17 protein-coding genes are annotated in these 18931 nt (G+C 62.2%); 14 read left to right on the top strand and 3 right to left on the bottom strand.

What is annotated here, in order from left to right:
* The first annotated feature begins 179 nt into the window (after positions 1-179).
* The 4 genes from IEW00_RS00890 to IEW00_RS00875 all read left to right on the top strand — a co-directional run bounded on the left by IEW00_RS00890 (position 180) and on the right by IEW00_RS00875 (position 4382).
* Positions 180-911: a hypothetical protein gene (locus IEW00_RS00890; RefSeq protein WP_229736735.1), complete on the top strand. Its 732-nt coding sequence runs from the start codon at positions 180-182 to the stop codon at positions 909-911.
* A 507-nt stretch (positions 912-1418) separates the two neighbouring features.
* Positions 1419-3467, top strand: coding sequence for a Tad domain-containing protein (locus IEW00_RS00885; protein ID WP_188512484.1), 2049 nt, complete (start codon positions 1419-1421; stop codon positions 3465-3467).
* Positions 3439-3972: a TadE/TadG family type IV pilus assembly protein gene (locus tag IEW00_RS00880; protein ID WP_188512483.1), complete on the top strand. Its 534-nt coding sequence runs from the start codon at positions 3439-3441 to the stop codon at positions 3970-3972. The genes IEW00_RS00885 and IEW00_RS00880 overlap by 29 nt, the downstream gene beginning before the upstream one ends.
* Positions 3969-4382 carry a TadE/TadG family type IV pilus assembly protein gene (locus IEW00_RS00875; RefSeq protein ID WP_188512482.1) on the top strand — a complete coding sequence of 138 codons (414 nt, stop codon included), beginning with the start codon at positions 3969-3971 and terminating at the stop codon, positions 4380-4382. Before IEW00_RS00880 ends, IEW00_RS00875 begins: the two co-directional genes overlap by 4 nt.
* Positions 4383-4474: 92 nt before the next feature.
* Here the strand turns inward: IEW00_RS00875 and IEW00_RS00870 are convergent, their stop codons facing one another.
* Positions 4475-5029, bottom strand: a complete 555-nt coding sequence (locus tag IEW00_RS00870; protein ID WP_188512481.1) for a thiamine phosphate synthase — start codon at positions 5027-5029, stop codon at positions 4475-4477.
* A 23-nt stretch (positions 5030-5052) separates the two neighbouring features.
* Here IEW00_RS00870 and IEW00_RS00865 point away from each other — a divergent pair, with 23 nt between their 5' ends.
* The 7 genes from IEW00_RS00865 (at position 5053) to IEW00_RS00835 (ending at position 10838) form a co-directional block, all read left to right on the top strand.
* A complete protein-coding gene (locus tag IEW00_RS00865; RefSeq protein ID WP_188512480.1) occupies positions 5053-5736 on the top strand; it encodes a YggS family pyridoxal phosphate-dependent enzyme in 684 nt (227 codons plus the stop codon).
* 124 nt (positions 5737-5860) lie between these two features.
* Complete coding sequence (locus tag IEW00_RS00860) at positions 5861-6634, top strand: hypothetical protein (RefSeq protein ID WP_188512479.1); 774 nt, start codon at positions 5861-5863, stop codon at positions 6632-6634.
* Positions 6631-7881: a M48 family metallopeptidase gene (locus IEW00_RS00855; RefSeq protein WP_229736734.1), complete on the top strand. Its 1251-nt coding sequence runs from the start codon at positions 6631-6633 to the stop codon at positions 7879-7881. Before IEW00_RS00860 ends, IEW00_RS00855 begins: the two co-directional genes overlap by 4 nt.
* Positions 7878-8480 (top strand): hypothetical protein, encoded by a 603-nt coding sequence (locus tag IEW00_RS00850; RefSeq protein ID WP_188512478.1) that lies wholly within the window; start codon positions 7878-7880, stop codon positions 8478-8480. Before IEW00_RS00855 ends, IEW00_RS00850 begins: the two co-directional genes overlap by 4 nt.
* Before the next feature lie 186 nt (positions 8481-8666).
* Positions 8667-8933: a hypothetical protein gene (locus tag IEW00_RS00845; protein WP_188512477.1), complete on the top strand. Its 267-nt coding sequence runs from the start codon at positions 8667-8669 to the stop codon at positions 8931-8933.
* 43 nt (positions 8934-8976) lie between these two features.
* Entirely contained in the window at positions 8977-10572 is a 1596-nt protein-coding gene (locus IEW00_RS00840) for a PepSY-associated TM helix domain-containing protein (protein ID WP_188512476.1), read from the top strand.
* Positions 10569-10838, top strand: coding sequence for a hypothetical protein (locus IEW00_RS00835; protein ID WP_188512475.1), 270 nt, complete (start codon positions 10569-10571; stop codon positions 10836-10838). Before IEW00_RS00840 ends, IEW00_RS00835 begins: the two co-directional genes overlap by 4 nt.
* Positions 10839-11290: 452 nt before the next feature.
* On the opposite strand, the gene IEW00_RS00830 is transcribed toward IEW00_RS00835, so the two are convergent.
* Positions 11291-12043 (bottom strand): helix-turn-helix transcriptional regulator, encoded by a 753-nt coding sequence (locus IEW00_RS00830; RefSeq protein ID WP_188512474.1) that lies wholly within the window; start codon positions 12041-12043, stop codon positions 11291-11293.
* A 187-nt stretch (positions 12044-12230) separates the two neighbouring features.
* On the bottom strand, positions 12231-13247 hold the full coding sequence (locus tag IEW00_RS00825) for a tetratricopeptide repeat protein (protein WP_188512473.1): 1017 nt from the start codon (positions 13245-13247) through the stop codon (positions 12231-12233).
* A 267-nt stretch (positions 13248-13514) separates the two neighbouring features.
* On the opposite strand from IEW00_RS00825, the gene IEW00_RS00820 reads away from it, so the two are divergent.
* Genes IEW00_RS00820 through IEW00_RS00810 form a run of 3 tightly spaced genes read left to right on the top strand, consistent with a single transcriptional unit; the run spans position 13515 to position 18900 of the window.
* Positions 13515-16070: a cyclic nucleotide-binding domain-containing protein gene (locus IEW00_RS00820; protein WP_188512472.1), complete on the top strand. Its 2556-nt coding sequence runs from the start codon at positions 13515-13517 to the stop codon at positions 16068-16070.
* Positions 16071-16073: 3 nt separating this feature from the next.
* Positions 16074-16985 carry a hypothetical protein gene (locus IEW00_RS00815; RefSeq protein WP_229736733.1) on the top strand — a complete coding sequence of 304 codons (912 nt, stop codon included), beginning with the start codon at positions 16074-16076 and terminating at the stop codon, positions 16983-16985.
* Between the two features lie 43 nt (positions 16986-17028).
* Positions 17029-18900, top strand: a complete 1872-nt coding sequence (locus tag IEW00_RS00810; RefSeq protein WP_188512471.1) for a cytochrome c3 family protein — start codon at positions 17029-17031, stop codon at positions 18898-18900.
* Positions 18901-18931 lie beyond the last annotated feature (31 nt).

The raw sequence follows: 18931 nt of genomic DNA, 5'->3' as shown, positions 1-18931 counted from the left end.
GTCTGGGGAGGTGGTCCAGAGCGTCGCTTGGCAGTGCCCGCAGGGGCAAGGTCGATCGACATTGTGGATTGTATGCAACGGTCTGAGATTAAATTTTGGTATGCCGGGCATTGGGCATTCAGGAACCTGATTTTGTGGTAACACGTTGATCAGGGACGAAGTGGGGTCGGAATTGAATCATGAACGCGGGTGTGTTTAAAAAATTGGCGATTTCGGGGCTTTTGCTCAGCTCCGCGGCGTTGGTGCCGTCGATTGCGCTGGCATTTTCGTCCGGCTTCGACTCGCGTCCCGTGTCGATTGATGTCCGTGGCGGCATCGGATCGTTCACCCCGGCATCGGTTGACCCCCGGCTTGCCGATAAGCTCAAGTTCTCGGCATTGCGCGGCGACAAGATGTTCCGCTTCACGCCAGCTGCCTCTGCCACCAATGGCACCCGCGCGCTGACCATTGCAGTCCGCGTCCGGCCCGACTCGGCCAAGGCGATCAATATCCGCCCTGACCTGGCCAGCGATGGCGGCCAGGGCACAGGTCTGGTCCAGATCACACCGACGGCCTTCAGCCTCGGCGTGGCCAAGGGCTTCACCAAGTTTGCGCTGCCTGCCAGCATCCGCCAGCAGGACGAGGCTCTGCCCGATATCGACCAGCTTGGCCGCAGCGATTCGGCGCGCAAGAGCCGTTTCACCCCGCGGATCGAACTGGACGACATCCAGGCGCCGACCACCCGTGCGGTTCGTCCGTTCAACGACCAGGGCAGCTACTCGCTTGACGTTGGCGGCGCGTACAAGGTCACCCGCAATCTCGATGTCACCGCTGGCATCCGCCTGCGCAGCGAGCGGGATCGCCTGACCGGCCTGACCAACGAACAGTATGACAGCCAAGCTGTGTACGTCGGAACCGAATTCCGCTTCTGATCCTTCGAGCGTTTCCTAAGCGCTCCATCTCGGTCTCCTGCGAAGGCAGGCGTTCAATCCCTTGCCGTCGCATCCGGTGCCAGTGGCAACAGCGCGGTTGGTCCTTGCGTATTTCAGGTCTTTACGCAAAAGCGGCCTCTCGGCGGGTGACACTATCGCTGGACTGGTCTCACCGACCCCGCTCATAGCTGTATCCAGTTCAAGCCAAGCTCTGAGATACGGAGCTTCAGCCCCAGGGCGTCGAAGCGCATGCAGCAAGGCCGACCCTATAGCGGGCCTTCGCCAAGGTCGGGGCGGCTCGATGGAACATGCCACGATCATCATCGTTCGTTTTTCGAACCCGATCACAAGACGCAAAGTGACTGCCTGCCAGTCTTCTGTCGTCAGTCGCATCCAAATTTGCGATATAATGGTTGCATTAACCTTGCTTTAGACCTGGCCTGATATCTCCATGCTTCGAAAGCAACTGGCATTGTCCGGTCGCTATCGATTTGCGAGCCTTCAGCCATGATGTCCCCCAATCTTGTGCGAAGAATGACGGAGTTGCTCCGTCATACCGACGGCAGTGTCGGGTTGATCGCTGGCCTCAGCCTGCCCGTCGTTCTGGGTGGATTGGGTCTTGCGGTGGACCTTGGCCGCGGCCTTGAGCAGCGCATGGTTACCCAGCGGGTCGCCGATTCAGCGGCGCTGGGCGCTGCCCTTGCTTACCAATCGAGCAACAATCCGGCTAATCTCAGCGCCATTGCGCGCGACCTTGCGGTTGGGAACGGACTACCCGACGCCAATGTAACTGCGCAGCTGGTCAACGACTTTCCCAATTCCGGCGATCTGTCGGTTAAAGTTACAGTGACGGCGCAGTTGCCATTTACTCTTGCACGGGTCGTGGGCGCGCCGGCTTCGTTCACGGTGGGGAGCGAGTCATTCGCCGTCGTTTCTGGCGAGCCACCCTTCGCCACGCCATGCTTTCTTGCATTAAGCAACGGCAGCAATGCCCTGCGCACAGAAGGAGGCGGCACAATCAATGCGCCAGATTGTTCAATCGCTGCGGTGGGGCAGGTGAACAATGCTGGCTCGCTGATGCGTGCGGCTGATATTATTTCGGGCGCAGGACAAATCCTGAATGAATGGGGCACGCTCAACGCAAACAGCCTGCGCTTCGCCACAAGCTTTTCAACCCCGGCGTGGAACAACAACGTTCCGTCTGCGGACAAACGGGTCAACACGTCGACCAGCCTGATCGACCCTTGGGCCGATAATGCCGAACTTGTTACAGCCCGATCGTTGCTCGGCACCTTCACCGCAATACCAAGCCTTGCTAACCCTGCAACGCCCAGCGGCAGCAACTGGGATTTTAACTGGTCGCCGGCCAGCAATGTCGCAGGATTTCGCGTCGGCACCAGCAACACATACAATGTGCCGGCCGGCAACTACACTATCGAACGCCTTACCGTTGCAGGCGGGATCAATGTCAATTTTGCCTCAGGTTCGACGATCACAATCAAGAATGGCTTTGCCAACGGCGGAAGCAGTGTGGTGTTTGGTGACGTCAACCTGTTCGTCAATGGCGGGTTCAACAGTGGTTCGAGCGGTGTTCGCATTGGCAATGGCGCACTCCACATCGGCAGCGGAACAGCTACTTTTACAGGCAGTAACCTGAAGGGCGACGGCGATGTGATCGTCAACGCACCGATCACCATCGGTGGAGGGGCGAGCTTGCAGATGGGGAATGGGCAACACCTGTTCCGCAGTTTCAACATATCCGGCGGCGGTTTCGTGGTCGCTGGCGATGGTGCCTTTCAGGCGAATGAAGGGATCGACATCGGGGGCAACTCCGAGCTTTCCATCGGGAATGGCAGCTTTCTGATCGGTCCGCGAAGCAACGGAACCGCGATCAATTTGCAAGGCAGCGGGCGCATGTTCATGGGCGATGGCCCATTCAGCACCAATGGCCACATTTCAACCGCAGGCGGCAGTCGTATCCGTTTTCCCATAACCGCCAATCACTTCATCAACGGCAACATGACCATTGCTGGATCAGCGTTGTTCGGAGCAGGGCGCTACACCATTGGCGGCAACTTCACCAACGGGACAGGCGGGACAACTTGGCCCTTCACCTCGCCCTACACTGGGATCACTTGGGGGCAGATGATCAATGGAGTATCAGTGAGCGGGTTCGACATGGCAGGGGTCGATGTCACATTCATCACAAGCGGCACGCTCAATTTGGCGGGAGGCGCACGCACAAAGCTGATCGCACCCGACGCGTCTGTACCCGGCGGCCAGATCCGAGACCTGCTGCTCCATTCATTGACGAGTGCCAACACAAACTGGGCCGCTGGCGCACAAAGCATCTTTGTGGGCACCGTACACTTGCCAAATTCCAGCCTCACCATGAGCGGAGGCAGCACCAATCTGTCGGAGGGCCAATGCTTCACTCTGATTGCCAAGACGATTGCAGCGACAGGTGGCGCTGCGGCAGGGTCTGCCTGCCGCACGATGACCGAAGCCTATGGCGGAGGAGGCAGCGGTGGCAAAACCATCCGCTTGGTGCGCTGATATGGCAAATCTATTAAAATCCCTGCGATCCGACAGCAAAGGCAGCGTTGCGGTTGAATTTGCGCTTTGGGTTATGCTGTTTTTCATCACTGCTCTTGGAGCGTTTGATCTGGGCGAGATGATTTTCAATCGCGCGCAAATGGGCTCAGCGGTCTCGGCCGCCAGCCTCCAGGCCTTTGATCAGCGTGACGATGTCAAATTTAATGAACTGACGAGCTACGTGCGAGCGCTCGCCAACGACGATGCGTTGGCGGTGACCATCAGCTGTAACGGCGTGGCGAACAGCTGCACCAACCTAAATCGCACGTGCGCCTGCCTTTCCCACGAAGGCACATTCGTGACCCGGCAATGTGGCGCCCCGTGTTCTGGATCGAACATGACTTCGGGGGTGAATGCTGGGTATTATCTCACGATCACCGCAAGTCAGCCGTTCAGTCCAGCATTGTTGCCCAAGGAAGGCGTTGAATCAAATTTGTCCCAGACCGCAACTGTGAGGCTGCAATGAACCTGCGCAGACTGATGCGTTCCTCCAGCGGAGCTGCTATACTCGAGTTTGCGCTGCTGGCTCCCTTGTTCATCGCGATGCTGTTTGGCCTGATAGAGTTCGGGCGCGCTTACTGGACCCGTCAGACATTGACTGAAGTTGCGTTTCATACCGCTCGCTGCATGGCGCTGGATGAAGCTTGTGGTACCCAGCAGCAGCGGGTCACCTTTGCGGTAGCGCGCGCCCGCGATTACGCCATCACAGTTGCACCAGGGGCGGTGGCGGCCACTTCGGGGGGGACTTGCCGCGGGCAGGTCAATTCGCATGAGGTTGCGATCTCCATCCCATTTTCATCGCCGATTGCCGGTTTTGGAGTCCTCCCGGAGCGACTTCAAGCGAATGCGTGCTTCCCGGTATTTTCTGGAGGCTGAATTTTGGGAGCCAGCATCCGTGCTTGATCAGCAAAGCCTGAGTCGAACGAAACCTTGCAGCGCAGCCGCGGGGTGTGAGGTGAGCGGCGGATTTAATCTGACAGACCGTCGATCGCAGCCCAGCCGTCGATGATCGCACCGACATGCCGCGCCCGTGCCCGCGTCATTCCGCCCAGTGCGATGACCCGGTGCCGCGAAAGCCGTGCGAGGGTGGCGAACCTCGGGACGCCAAGCGTTGCGCCGCCCGGGTGCGTGCGCGTGGCAAACACCGGAGAGATCAGCGCCAGCGACGGGCCGCGGTTCGTGTTGCCGCGCCGCAGCTCGGCCATATCATGCACCGTCACCAGCCGGAGCAATCCGCCAGCAGTGCCGTCACCTGGCGCGCCGTAGCAGCCGTCTGCGCGCCAGCGGCGCGCTGTTGGCCCGTCGCCCGCCAGCACGATCACCCCGCCCCGCGTGCGGATCAGCCGCGCCAGCCGATCGAAGCGCGCGCGGCGTTCATCTGGCGGAAGATGATAATGCCGAAAGATAAGCCCTGCGCCGAGCGGCAACCGCGCGATGGCGCGCTCGAGCCGGGCATCGTTGCGCGCGTCGGTGATCAGCCAAAGTCGGGGGACGACTGATTTTCCGGGCTGGCGGCGGGACATGACCCGGCTTATAGCCCCGGGTCATGACCATGGATAGCCCGTCCCCATCTGCCGCCCCCGCAACCCCGCTCGCCGGCATCCGTGCCGCCATCGCGCAATCGGAAAAGATCGCCAGGCGCCCGGCCGGATCGACGACGCTGATCGCGATCTCCAAGACCAAGCCTGTCGAAGCGATCGAGGAGCTGATCGCGCAAGGCCAGCTAGTGTTCGGCGAAAACCGGGTGCAGGAGGCGCAAGCCAAATTTCCTGCGCTGCGCGAACAGCACCCCGGGCTTGAGCTGCACATGGTCGGCCAGCTGCAATCGAACAAGGCCGATGATGCGGTCGCGCTGTTCGATTGCATCCACTCGGTCGATCGCCCGTCGCTCGCCAAGGCGCTCGCCGATGCAATGGACAAGGCGGGCAGGCGCGTTCCATGCTTCGTTCAGGTCAATATCGGCGAAGAAGATCAGAAGGGCGGCTGCGCGATCGCCGATCTGCCGCAGTTCCTCGACAAGGTCCATGCGCTCGGGCTGCCGATTGTCGGTCTGATGGCGGTCCCGCCTGCCGATGTCGAACCGGCGCCGTATTTCGCGCTGCTCGCCAAGCTGGCGCGCGATGCAGGGCTCGACCAGCTCAGCATCGGCATGTCGGGGGATTTCGAGACCGCTGTGCGGCTCGGCGCGACGCATGTCCGGATCGGCTCTGCATTGTTCGGTGCGCGCTGAGCTGCGGTTCGATATTCGGCGGGCGATGCCGAACAACTTCATCCAGATTGGAGCTATCGCGCGATAATAGCTGGTGCACCGCCCGCGGCCGGGACTATCGTCGTGCCTATTGCGGGGGGCACGCATGCGGACATCCATTTTTCACTTACTTGGCGCGTTTGCGATCCTGGCGCTTGCTGCCGGGCCGGTCTGCGCGCAGGAGCGATCCGCTACGCGGCAGGGGTTCAACCTCCCAGCCCAAAGCGGCAAGAAAATCCTGCTGCTGCGTCCGACGATGCGGGTGGGCGAGCAATCGACCGGCGGCCTGTTCGAACCCAATGCCGACTGGACCGAGCAGGCGCGTGCCAACATCGGTGAGGCGCTTGATGCCTCGCAGCGCAATCTGGGCAACGAGATCATCATCGCACCCGATGCCTATGGTGAGGACGCGCGCGCGCTGAACGAGCACATGGCGCTGTTTGCGGCAGTGTCGCAGGCGGTGATCCAGTACCAGTTCTTCGTCGGCAACCGGCTTCCCACCAAAAAGCGCGACAACAAGGCAGACGTGTTCGACTGGTCGCTTGGCAACAGTGTCGCCAGCCTGCCGGGCGCGGATGGTGCCGACTATGCGCTGTTTATCTACAATCGCGATGTCTACGGCTCGACCGGGCGCAAGATGCTCCAGGTGGTCGGGATGCTCGCAGGCGTAGGGGTCTCGTCCGGCGAGCATGTCGGCTATGCCGGGCTGGTGGACCTGAAGACCGGCGATCTGCTGTGGCTCAACGCCGATGCGCAGATGGGCGGGGATGTCCGCGAAAAGGATGGCGCTGCCAAGCGCGTGCGGCAATTGCTCGAGGATTTTCCCGGAAGCACGATTGCCAAAGCTGACGTCGTGGCCGCCAGCGGGGCTGGGAAATGAGCTTTCGTGCCCGTGGTCTTGCGCTTGGCGCGCTTGCCTTTCTGCTGGGGTCAGACCTTTTGGGGGTGGGCCTGTCGGGGGTGGACCTGTCGAGAATGGCGCATGCTTATGCGCAGCCATCACCGCTCCCACCCTATGCCGGCGCTTACCAGCCACAGGGCGTTGACGAGATCGGCCTGTGGCAGATGATGGACGAGGACGAGCGCGCGATCGCCCAGTCGCCACTGGTGGTCCGCGACGAGGCCCTGAACGCTTACGTCCGGCAGGTGCTGTGCGATACGGTCGGACAGCACCGCTGCAATTCGGTGCGCATTTACATCCTGCAAGTGCCGGTGTTCAACGCGACCATGGCACCCAACCGGACAATGCGGGTGTTTACCGGGCTGTTGCTGCGGGTCCGCAACGAGGCCGAGCTGGGTGCGGTCCTGGCACACGAGTTCGGTCATTTCGAAAGTCGGCATTCGCTCAACAAGTTCAAGGCCGCTCGTTCTGGCACGGACCTGCTCGCCTGGACCGCGGTGCTGGGCAGCCTGGCGCCCCGCTATCAGGTCGCGCGGACCTATCAGAACCTGCAGATATCGGTGCTGGGCAATCTCTTCCGGTTCGGCAGGGACCAGGAACGCGAGGCCGACAGGCTGGGGGTCGCCTATCTCAACGCCAGCCAGTTGCGGCCACAGGCGGCAGCGCAAGTGTGGCAGAACCTGATGCAGGAAATCGATGCCTCGGCGCTGCATCGCGGGCTGAAGAAGCCGAGGTTCGACACCATCGCCTTCACCGCTTCCCATCCCCCCGAGGCCGAGCGTGCAGGCTATCTCGCCGAACTCGCCGATCCCGATGGGCTGCGAAGGGACGATGGCGCGCAGCGCTATCGCGCTACGCTCGCTCCCTGGCTGGGTACGTTCCTCGACGACCAGATCAAGCTCAACGACTTCGGCGCGAGCGAGTACCTAATCCAGTCGCTCGCGCAGGAGGGCTGGACCGCGCAGCTGTGGCATTATCGCGGCGAGCTTTACCGGATGCGCGGCAACCCGCGCGATCTGGTCAACGCTGCGCAATTTTATGGTGAGGCGGTGGCGCTCGACGCGCAGATGGCAGATGCGCATCGCGGGCTGGGCCTGTCATTGCTCAAGACCGGCCAGCCTGGCGCTGGACAGGAGGCCTTGCGCCAGTACCTGGCGTTAAAACCCGATGCACCCGATGCCCGGCTCATCGGCATGATGATCCCCAATCAAGGACCTGGCCAATGACGCTTCCATCGTTGCGTGCGCTCGTCGCCCTGTGGCTGCTGGCGCTGGCCTGCCTCCCGCTCACCGCGCAGGCGCACAAGCTGCGCGAAAGTGGTGTGAGCGTTGCGGTCGACGATTCGCCGCTCACGGTAACGCCTTCGCGAGACTGGAACCGGCTCGACGGCAACATTGGCAAGCATACCGAAAGGTGGACGATCGATGGTGCACAGCTGAATGATGTCACCTTCTACGCCGGTATCGAGCCGGGCAAGCCGCTGGTACGTGAACGCAGCAAGAAACGCGAGCCACTGCCCAAATTCTCTACCGCCACGCTGCTGGTCGAGGTACCCGAACTGCTCGAGACCACCTATCGCACCTACAAGAACAGCGGATCGTTCAAGGTGACGACCATCGAACCGGGGCAGTTTCTAGGGCGCGAGGCGGTGCATTTTACCTATGAATTCGTCGATCAGGACGAGTTGACACGCCAGGGCGAAGCGCGCGCGGCAATCATCGCGGGCAGGCTGTACATGATCAGTTTCGAGGCACCGCGCTTGCATTATTTTGAAGCCGTTATCGCGCAATTCCGCAAACTCGCCGATAGTGCCACGCTGCCCTGAATTGCCGACAGCAAAAGCGCCATGCGCCCTGTTGCTTATCATTATGAGAATCACTTGCAATAGAGATTGGTTGGCCTTAGACCTTGATCCTGTTTCCGGCGCATGGGTTTGCAGCGGAACCGACCGAGGGAGCGAGCGCTGGTGGAGCCTGCGACACAGACACGAAGTTCGGGCGTCCGAAGCGGAATGCCCGCGCGCGACACCATGCTGCGCTGGATCATGGCCGGGCCGCTGGCGCTGGTCGCAGCTGTCGTCACCATGGCATCGATGCCGCTGTGGCTGCCCGTGGGCGCTGCGGGAATCGACAATCTGATCTTCCCGATCCTGCTGTTTCCGGCGCTTTGGGCCGTGTTCTTTCTCTACGCGCTGATCGAGGCGCGGCCGGTGCGCGGAACCGCGATCATCACCGCGATCATCCTGACCAACTCCGCGCTGATCTACAGCCGTTTCTGACAGACATGGACCGACAAGGATACTGCATGATGAGCCCGGCACGATGAGTATGGTCAACCAGGCGACCTCGAAGCGGCTGCTCGCGGTGCATGGCTGGTCGGGCGTGCTGCTCGGGCTGTTTCTCTATGTCGTGATCATCACCGGCACCGTGGCGGTGCTCTCACAGGAGATCGGCGCATGGTCGATCGGCGGCGCGCGGACGCAGGCGCCGTTCAGCCAGCCACTCGACGCAAAGATCAAGCAGCTCGCGCCCACCGTTGATCCCAAATACCGTGAAGACGTGACGATTTACCCCAACGCCTCGGGGACGATGCTGGTGTTTTTCCACACCCATGGCGTCAACGCGGCGGGCGATCCCGATGACGTGGGGGTACGCTTTCTGCTCGAACCCGGAACGCTCGATGTTGTCGCGCGCGATGAAGGCTTTGGCGCGGAACTCCCCGATGACCGCGACAGCGCACTCGATTACTTCATCTCCATCCTGCACATCAGCTTGCATGCACCCAACCCCGTGGGCTTGTATCTCACCGGCCTCGCCGGTTTCGTGATGCTGTTTGCGGTGCTCTCGGGAATCATTCTGCACCGGCACCTGATCAAGGACCTGTTTGTCGCGCCGCGGCTGTCGAGTCGGCTGCTCAACAAACGTGACCGGCATATTCTCGCGGGAAGCTGGAGCCTGCCGTTCGGCTTTCTGCTTGCGTTCACCGGAACATTCTTCAGCTTTGCCGGCGCGATCGGCCTGCCGATCGTCGCGATGGTGGCGTTTGGCGGCGACCAGATGAAGATGACTGAAACCCTGATCGGCGCGCCCGAAAAGGTGAGCGAGCGGCCCGCGGACATGGCCAATCTCGACAGCATGGTCGCCCGGTCGGTCGCGCGCACCGGGACGCAACCGACCTTCATCTCGATCGCGCATTGGGGAACCGCCGATGCCAAGGCGTATCTCTACCACCTTCCAACAGGCAAGGCGGTCGAGGCGAGCACGCATGTCTATGACATGGTCTCGGGCCGGTATCAGGGCGTGAAGCCCGATCTGGGCACCCGGCCTTCGTTGGGAAGCTCGATCTATGCCTGGATGGGCCCGCTGCATTTCGGCCATTTTGCCGGATTACTGTCCAAGCTGATCTGGGTCTCGCTGGGGCTCGCGGCCAGCTATGTCACGCTCACCGGGCTTCGCCTGTGGGTGGAGCGTCGGCCTGATATGGTTTCTGGCAAGTTGCTGGGCATCGCGATCCCGATGGTCGGCTATGGTGTGCCGATCGGTCTTGCAGGTTCGGCGCTGGGTTTCCTTTTGACCTATCGCACCGGTGGCTCCGTGTACGGGACAGCGTTCGGGTTCGTTGCCAGCTGTGCATTTGCCGTGCTGCTGGCCGGCGCGCTGGTCCGGCGAGGCGATGCGAGCGCGATTTTTCTCGCGATTCTGGGCGTTGCGATGGCAGTGCTGCCCATGGTGCGGCTGGCGACGGGCGGGCCAGGCTGGCCGTCATTGATCGACGCGGGTCAAGCAGTGGTGGTGATGATCGACCTGATGCTGCTTGCCGGAGGCGCATTTGCGCTGCACCAGTCGCGGCGCGGGGATAGCATAGGACGCCAGCTGCGCGCCGACCAGCCCGCTGGAACTACGGTACCTGCCGAATGAGCCCGGTTTTCCTGTTTCTGGCCGCTACTGCCGCCAGCCTGCTCGCGGTGGTCTATTTGCTTTACACCGATGCCAAGCGCGCCCGCGTGTTCCGTCTCGACCGCCGCATGGCACTGCCCCGTTCGGCGCGGGCAGGATGGGCGCTCACCTTCGCTCCGGGGGTGGCATTGCTGGCGCTGGGTGAGCTGAGCGCGTTCCTGGTCTGGTGCGGCGCGATCACCGTGCTGGCGTGGCTGGTTGCCGCACGCACACCGATCCGCGACTGATAGCCCGAGGCAAAGCGCGTATTCGGTCGCCGAACGCTGATTGCTGACACCATGAGCGTGTGCGATGGCTTGTTTGGCGAGGTTTCCAGCAAAACCTTCATCTCACCGGAGGATATATGACTGCCGCAATCACCAAGAACTTTCGGTTTGCTCTTGCGATATCGTTGGCTGCAATCGGCGGCTTCTGGTTCAGTATGGAAGGCTATCAGAAGGACCGGTTTGCGACGGTCGTTGTCAGGTCTGCGATAATCATGGTCGATCACGTCGCTGCGCCACACCGGCCAGACGCGTTGCAAGCCCGTTAGTGGCTCGCACCCCCTTAGGGGGTTTCACTATCTCGACGTGCTAGAAAGATCGAGGCTTCAGCATCGGCCTCGGTCCCCGCTGCGGCGCATTATCCAATCCGTCCAGAAGCCCGGTGCCGCGTCCACTTCCGATAGCCCGATCCCGCCCTATTCGGTCACGTCATCCAGCGTGAAATAGCCCTGCTTGAGCGCCCTGAGCACCAACTGGGCCCGGTTCGACACGGCCAGCCTTCGCCTTGCATCGGTGAGGTATTCGCTGACGGTCTGGTCGGAGATGCCCAGCACGCTGGCGATTTCCCAACTGGTCATGCCGCGCGCTACCAGCTTGATGCAGTCGACCTGGCGCGGTGACAGTCGCTCGGCAAGGTCGGCGGCCGCATCCGGGTGGCGCGATTGCCATATCGTGCGGGCCTGCTGCCCTGCTGCGGTGCCCAACAGGATCGCCAGCATGAACGTCTGCGAGGCCAGCGGACCATTGTCGCGGACAACGAAATGGGCAGACACCGTCGGCATGTCGGGCATATGGCTGGCCACCGTGCAACCGGAGGCCAGTCCCAGCCTGCGCGATTCGTCGAGATACTCGCGCTGGATGCGGGTGAGCGGGATGATCGATTCGAGTTCGGTCCAGCGGATCGCTCCACCCCTGCGCTGGCATGCTGCCAGGATCGGGCTTTGCAGGCCGTAGTCGCGCCGGTTGAACAGATCCTGCCAGGCTTGCGGATAGTTGCTCGCAACTTCGGGGCGCATCAGGCCAGATTGCACATGCACATGACGCGCGATAGCAGCGTAAGCGAAACCACACTCATGCGCAGCGTCGATTGTCACGGTCAACAGGTCGGGCAGTGTCGCTGCAGCTTCGATCGCTTTCCAGGCGCGCTCGATATGATCCATATCCGGCATAATATGTCCCGGCTCACCTTGCTGACAGAGGGGATGCGACAAAGGCAAGAGGGCCCTGCCAGTGAATGCTTAATGGCACGCAAGCCATTGAGAGGAAACTATTTGCTACCCGCCGATCAGGCAATCATTATACGGTTACATTGGTCCGGAACGGAGCCATCTGTCGGCTGCAGGCGCGTTTTGAGCCTCAGGCCCCGGGCACGCCCAGCGCCGATGCCGCCTCGCGAACGCGGCGCTGATCGGCAGCCTTGTTCTTGAGCGCTGCGGTCGCATCGCGCAACGCAGCCTGTGCCTTGCCGGTCTCGCCCAGCTGCATCCGGCTGCGCAGCAGCATGATCCAGCCATCGGTATCGCCGGGCTCGCGCTTGAGCCGATCGGCGAGGCCATCGACCATCTGCGCTATCATCATGTCCTGCTGGCCCTCGGGCAGCGCCGCAGCGGCCGCCATTTGATCAGGGCTGGGGCCGGGTATGCCTGCGGTCGCTGCTGCCGCGCCATCGGTCTTGAAGCCACCGGTGGCAGGCGCGAACTTGGCCGAGGCCAGCCGTTTCTCGACCTCGATCCCGCGCTCCTTTCCGACGTTGCGGATCACATCGCGGATGTCCTTGGCATAAGGCGCGTCGGCGGGTGTTTCGGCCAACAGCCCGAACCAGTCCTCGATCGCTGCGGCATGCTGGCCGTCGATATCTTTGGCCGCAGCCAGGAAATAGCGTGCGCGCGCATCCTTGGAGTCAAGTTCGGTGGCGCGCTCGAATGCGGCGCGGGCATCCGCGCTGATCGCCGCGTCGTTGCTGGCCATCACCAGAGCCTCGCCCAGCATCGAATGATATTCCGAGTTTCCGGGTGCAATCTGGATTGCGCGGCGCAGCGCCGTGGCGGATTCGGCAAAGCGTCCGGTCTCGAAATACGACCAGCCCAGCATCCGCCAGCCTTCGGCGTCATCGGGATCGTCCTGCAGCCGGGCCTCGAGCGCGGCAATGACCTGATCGACCGATGCGGGTTCGCCATCGGCATTGACCGGTGCGGCGGGCGCTGCCGTGGCTGGTGCCTGATCGGTGTAGATCTTGTACCCCACCGCGCTCGCCGCAATCAGCGCTGCCGCCAACAACGCGATCCGCGCGGCGCCGAACCCGCCCTGCGGCGTCTCTGCCGGGGCAGCCACCACAGGCTGCGGTGCAAGGTTGTCGGGGGTGGTCTCGGTCATCTGCTTGTCTCTTTGTCGGCGGGGGCTCGCATCGATGCTAGCCGATCGGCCAAGTTTTCCAATTTCTAAGTGGTAAAGATCACATTCTTTGCTAGAAATATCGGCATAGGGTTCGCAACCGAATTTTGGGCAAGTTCTTGCGGCTGCGGGGCAATCTGGCGACGGTGGTACCGATCAGGGAGATATCGGGCTACGCATAACCAGGCTGATCCACCACGGCGATGCAAGCGCAGGCGTTTATGCGTCTGCAAAAGGGGGCGCGAACCTGTGAGCGAGATATTCCGCGTTGCGATCATCGGCTCTGGCCCGGCGGGCAAAAGCGCCGCCGGGCGTGCAGCGAGCCTGGGGATGAGCCACATCCTGCTCGAAAAGACCGATCATCTTTCCGATACGATCTATAAATACCAGAAGGGCAAGCACGTGATGGCGACGCCATCGCAGCTCGTCCTGCGTTCCGACCAGGAGTTCGAGGCGGGCAAGCGCGAGGCGATCCTGGAGAAGTGGAACGCGCGGACCAAGGAGCTGGGCGTCAACGTCAAGTTCAACGCCGAGGCAAAGGCGATTCGCGGCACGGGGCCTGCGATCGAGGGCAGCGTCCATGTCATCGAGATGCGCGCGCGCGACGGCACTGTCACCAAGAAGGAAATCCAGCGCTACGCCCCGCCCTATGAGATCGAGCTGACCAACGGCGAGAAGATCATGGCGGAGAACGTCGTGTTCGCGATCGGCACGCAGGGCAATCCCAACCGCATGCGCTGCCCGGGCGGCGACCTGCCGCATGTGCAGTATCAGCTCGATGACCCCACCGAATATGTCGACGAGCACATCGTCGTAATCGGTGCGGGCGATGCGGGGATCGAGAACGCGCGCGGCCTGGCCGAGGATTCGGCGCAGGGCAATGTCGTCACCGTGGTCAGCCGCGGCCCCGAAGCGACCAGCCCCAAGGAATCGTTTCCGACCGCGAAAGAGGCAAATGCGCTGGCGCTGCTGGGCGATCGCAACGCGGGCAAGCTCAACATCCGCTTCGAGACCGATACCGCCAGCGTCGAGCCGGGCTGGATCACCTTCAGCACCCGCGATGGCGAGGAACGCGTGCGCTGCGACCGGATCATCGCGCGCATCGGCTCCGCCCCGCCGCGTGCGTTCATTGAGGAATGCGGTATCGCGTTTACCAGTGCCGACCGGCTGGCGTTTCCGCAGCTGTCGCCGGTGTTCGAATCGACAGCGCCGGGAATCTTCGTCATCGGCGCGCTGGCGGGCTATCCGCTGATCAAGCACTGCATGAACCAGGGCTATGACGTCATCGAGTTCATCAACGGCAACACCGAGCTCAAGCCGGCGGACGAACCGATCCTCGAAGCCAAGTTCAAGGATCTGCCGGGTCGCAAGTCCGTTGCCGAGTGGCTCGATCTGCTGCGCGAGAATGTGACCATCTTGAACGGCATGAACCCGCTGCAGATGCGCGAATTCATGCTCGATTCCGACGCGAAATTCTATCGCAAGGGCGATGTGATCTTCGAACGCGCGGCGCCTGGATCCTCGCTGTTTGCGATTGCGCAAGGCTCGGTCGCAGTGCAGATCGACCCCAATGATACAAGCAAGACCGTGCCGATCGGGCAGGGCTCGATCTTCGGCGAGGTCGGTCTGATTTCGGGTCGGCGGCGCGGCGCCACTATCGTCGCGGCCGAGGATACGATCTGCGTCGAAATCTCGCGCAACGCCGCATTGAAGCTGCAGAGCCAGGTGCCCACTGCCAAGAAGGCGATCGAGCGGATATCGACCGAGCGCCTGCTGCTCCAGATGTTCGGCTCGGGCCTCAAGCCCGACGACATTGCCGAAGTGGTCCAGACCAGCAAGATCCGTCAGGTCAAACCCGGCGAGGCGATCCTCAAGGAAGGCGACGAAGGAAACGAGATCTATGTGATCCGCGTCGGATCGATGATCGTGGAGAAGGAGATCGGCGGCAAGCCGGTGTTCCTGTCCTATCTGCCCGCAGGATCCTATGTCGGCGAAATGGCGCTGATCGCAGGCGGCCGGCGTACCGCGACGGTGAAGGCGGCGATCAAGTCCGAGGTCATCCAGATCGATGGCGATGCCTTCAAGAAGGTGCTCGAGGCCAACCCCGAGCTATTGAAGCGTGCCAAGCGCGACATGGCCAGCCGGCAGGACATCAACGCGTTCATCGAGGCCAAGAAGGACAGCTTTTCGGGCGTGGTCGACATGTATTCGGGCGTTGCCAACTTTCTTGTCGAAAACGGTATCGGCGAGGCGACAGACGTGCTGCTGATCGACGAAAGCCTGTGCGTCGGCTGTGACAATTGCGAAAAGGCCTGCGCCGACAGCCATGATGGCCTCTCGCGGCTCGATCGCGAGGCGGGGCGCTCCTATGCGCACCTCCACGTTCCGACGAGCTGCCGCCACTGCGAGCACCCGCACTGCATGGCCGATTGCCCGCCCAACGCGATCAACCGTGGTCCCGATGGCGAGGTGTATATCAATGACACCTGCATCGGCTGCGGCAACTGCCAGCGCAACTGCCCCTATGGCGTGATCCGCATGGACAAGGTTCCGCCCAAGAAGCCCAGCCTGCTGTCGTGGCTGTTCTTCGGCTTTGGCCCCGGACCGGGCGAGCCGAGCAAGAAATGGGCGTATGCCAACAGCGACCCCGGTGTCGAAAAGCCCAAAAAGGCGATCAAGTGCGACATGTGCGCCGGGATCGAAGGTGGCCCCAGCTGCGTGCGTGCCTGCCCGACCGGCGCTGCGATCCGTGTCGCTCCCGACGAGTTCCTGACCGTCGCGCGGCTCGAGCAGGAGGAGGCGTAGGCCATGGCCAGCCAAGCCCCTCCCGTCGCGCCTGCCGTCCGCAAGAAGACCATAGGCCGCCAGCGCAATTCGATGCACGACGGCTTTCTGCGGCATCGCAACTTCCGCTGGATGAAGATCGCCACGGTGCTGTCGATCGTCTGTCTGGTCAGCTATTTCCTCGTTGATGTGCAGCCGCGGCACAACGGCGGATCGTGGTACGGCTATACGCTCGGCACGATCGGTGCGCTGCAGATCCTGTGGTTGACCTGCCTGGGCCTACGCAAGCGCGCGATCACGCCAGGGGGCTGGTCGCTCAAGGCGTGGACCAGCGCGCATGTCTATCTGGGGCTCAGCCTGATCGTTATTGGCACATTGCACACGGGCTTCCAGCTTGGCTGGAACGTGCACACGCTTGCCTGGGCGTTGATGATGATTGTGATCATTTCCGGCATCGTCGGCATCTATTTCTACGCGACCTTGCCCGACAACCTGTCGAACAACCGCGCGGACAGCGATGGTGCGGTCACCGAAAAGATGATGATCGAGCAGCTCCGCTCGCTCGACCGGCAGCTGCACGATGCCGCGCAGCCGCTCGATCCCGCGCAGGCCGCTCTCGTGCAGGCCTCGCTCGAGCAGGATCCGTTCGACGGCAACTTCCTTCAGCGGATCGGCAACAGCTATCGCGGCTGCGAGACCCGCGCGGCGATAGCAGAACTGCGGCGGCTGCGCGCCTATCAGCCGCGCATGGGCGATGACCCGCTCGACAAGGTCGACGGGCTTTTGCAGCGCAAGGAATCGACGCTGGCGCGGTTGCGCAAGCATCTGCAGATCAAGTCGATGCTTCAGGTGTGGCTGTTCGTGCACGTGCCGATGACCTTCGCGCTGCTCGCAGCGCTCTCGGCACACATCTTCAGCGTGTTTTTCTACTGGTGACGGGCACACCGGGGGCAAAGTTATCGGGTTTGGGGGCAGTTGAATGATGTTTATCGTCCGCCAGGTTGCCTTGAAGGCAGACGGCAGCGAGATTGTCCGCCAGACCGAAGTGGCGGGCGACGAGATCTTCATCGGTCGCAACGCCGCCAATGGCGTCCATCTGCCCGATCTGGCGGTGAACCCGGTGCACGCGCGAATCGAACGCCGTGGCAACGACCTGGTCATCACCGCGCAATCGCAGCAGCCCTTCGATGTCGATGGTCGCAGTGTCGAATCGGCAACGATCGATCTGGTGCGTGGCGGCGAATTGCGTTTTGGCGGGCATATCATCGTGTTGGGGGTGGAGGGCGAAGCCGTCACGCTCACGGTGCGCCGGGTCGAGGCGGTGTCGGACAGCGCCGAGGACAAGGAAGAGGGCGCGATCTATTCGCTCAAGGGCTTGCTCCCCGGCAAGCGGATGAGCGCCTGGAGCTTTGCCTTGCTGGTGCTGATCGCGTGCCTGGCCTGGCCGATCTACACCTGGTCGAGCTACAAGGATCTGGCCTACAAGGAAAAAGTTTCGCGTCCTGCCGGTTTCCATGCCGATACCGTGTGGTCGTCAGGCAAGCTGAGCCAGGCGCACAAGACGCTCAAGAACGATTGCCAGGCCTGTCATGTCGATGCGTTCGTTTCGGTCCGCGACAATGCCTGCATGACCTGCCACGAAAAGGACGCCAGCCCCCACGCGCCGATGACCCGGCAGCTGACGGCGCGCGGCGACCCCACCGGATTTGCTGCTTTCACCCGATTCGTTGCCGCCAGTTTCAACAAACCAGCAGGACGCTGTGTCGAATGTCACACCGAGCATGAGGGTGCGGGTGCTATGCAGCCTACACAGCAGCGATTCTGTGCTGAATGCCACGACGGGATGGACACGCGCTTGACCAACACCAAGCTCGATAACGCGGCCGACTTCGGCAATGCGCATCCGCAGTTCCAGCCGGCCGTGCTGGTGCGCCCGTTGGCCGGTGACGACACCAAGGCACCGCGCAAGCGCATCTCGCTCGACAAGAAGCCGAAGGAAAACAACGGCCTCAAATTCCCGCACGACCTGCACCTCAACAAGACCGGCGGCGTCGCCCAGATGGGTCGGCGGCTGGCGGGCAAGCATGGTTTTGGCGATGCGCTCGAATGCGCCGATTGCCACGAGGCCGACAAGAACAATGTCGGCTTTGTCGCGGTGGACATGGAGAAGAGTTGTGCGATGTGCCACAGCCTGGCCTTCGACAAGATCGGCGATACCTTCCGCACGCTGCGTCATGGCGAGCCCGAGCAGGTGAAGGCCGATTTGCGCGCGTTCTATCGCTCGACCGCGCCGACCCGGCCGATCAACCTGGGCAGCCTTGCGCGCCAGCGCCCCGGTGTGGTCAATTCGAGGCGGACCGCTGCCGATTACGCCCGTGCGGTAAACTTCCGCGGCGGACGGGCCGACCAGGCGATCCGCCAGGTCTTCAGCCGCGGCGGTGCCTGTTATGATTGCCATGTCGTGGTGCCGCCGTCGTCATCGGGCGGAATGGACTACAAGATCGCCCCGGTCGCCCAGACCAGCCGTTATCTGCAAAAGGGCTGGTTCACGCACGATGCGCACGACAAGGAAGAGTGCACCAGCTGCCACCTTGCCGAAAAATCCAGCCAGGCCAGCGACTTGCTGCTGCCGGGGATCAAGGATTGCCGAACCTGCCATGTGGGTGAAACCGGCGAGTCGCTGATCAAGGTCAAGAAACCGGTCGAATCCACCTGTGCAATGTGCCACGATTACCACGCCGACAAGGGGGCCCCATGGCTGCTTCGCGAGCAAGACAAGAAGAAAAAGCGGCCCGAGATCACGGCGGCAATGGCGCATCCAGCGGGGGCAGCGGCCCGTTTGCGACGATAGCCACGGGAGCCGACCTGACCCACAACCGAGG

The organism is Blastomonas aquatica, assembly GCF_014639875.1.
GTDB lineage: Bacteria > Pseudomonadota > Alphaproteobacteria > Sphingomonadales > Sphingomonadaceae > Blastomonas > Blastomonas aquatica.
This window is presented reverse-complemented; position numbering and strand designations above follow the sequence as displayed.

Coding starts and splice junctions, on each gene's coding strand:
- IEW00_RS00825 (WP_188512473.1), bottom strand. CDS start 13,247: ATGACCGAGACCACCCCCGACAACCTTGCACCGCAGCCTGTGGTGGCT.
- IEW00_RS00875 (WP_188512482.1), top strand. CDS start 3,969: ATGAACCTGCGCAGACTGATGCGTTCCTCCAGCGGAGCTGCTATACTC.
- IEW00_RS00830 (WP_188512474.1), bottom strand. CDS start 12,043: ATGCCGGATATGGATCATATCGAGCGCGCCTGGAAAGCGATCGAAGCT.
- IEW00_RS00835 (WP_188512475.1), top strand. CDS start 10,569: ATGAGCCCGGTTTTCCTGTTTCTGGCCGCTACTGCCGCCAGCCTGCTC.
- IEW00_RS00865 (WP_188512480.1), top strand. CDS start 5,053: ATGACCATGGATAGCCCGTCCCCATCTGCCGCCCCCGCAACCCCGCTC.
- IEW00_RS00840 (WP_188512476.1), top strand. CDS start 8,977: ATGAGTATGGTCAACCAGGCGACCTCGAAGCGGCTGCTCGCGGTGCAT.
- IEW00_RS00810 (WP_188512471.1), top strand. CDS start 17,029: ATGATGTTTATCGTCCGCCAGGTTGCCTTGAAGGCAGACGGCAGCGAG.
- IEW00_RS00870 (WP_188512481.1), bottom strand. CDS start 5,029: ATGTCCCGCCGCCAGCCCGGAAAATCAGTCGTCCCCCGACTTTGGCTG.
- IEW00_RS00855 (WP_229736734.1), top strand. CDS start 6,631: ATGAGCTTTCGTGCCCGTGGTCTTGCGCTTGGCGCGCTTGCCTTTCTG.
- IEW00_RS00885 (WP_188512484.1), top strand. CDS start 1,419: ATGATGTCCCCCAATCTTGTGCGAAGAATGACGGAGTTGCTCCGTCAT.
- IEW00_RS00850 (WP_188512478.1), top strand. CDS start 7,878: ATGACGCTTCCATCGTTGCGTGCGCTCGTCGCCCTGTGGCTGCTGGCG.
- IEW00_RS00860 (WP_188512479.1), top strand. CDS start 5,861: ATGCGGACATCCATTTTTCACTTACTTGGCGCGTTTGCGATCCTGGCG.
- IEW00_RS00845 (WP_188512477.1), top strand. CDS start 8,667: ATGCCCGCGCGCGACACCATGCTGCGCTGGATCATGGCCGGGCCGCTG.
- IEW00_RS00890 (WP_229736735.1), top strand. CDS start 180: ATGAACGCGGGTGTGTTTAAAAAATTGGCGATTTCGGGGCTTTTGCTC.
- IEW00_RS00815 (WP_229736733.1), top strand. CDS start 16,074: ATGGCCAGCCAAGCCCCTCCCGTCGCGCCTGCCGTCCGCAAGAAGACC.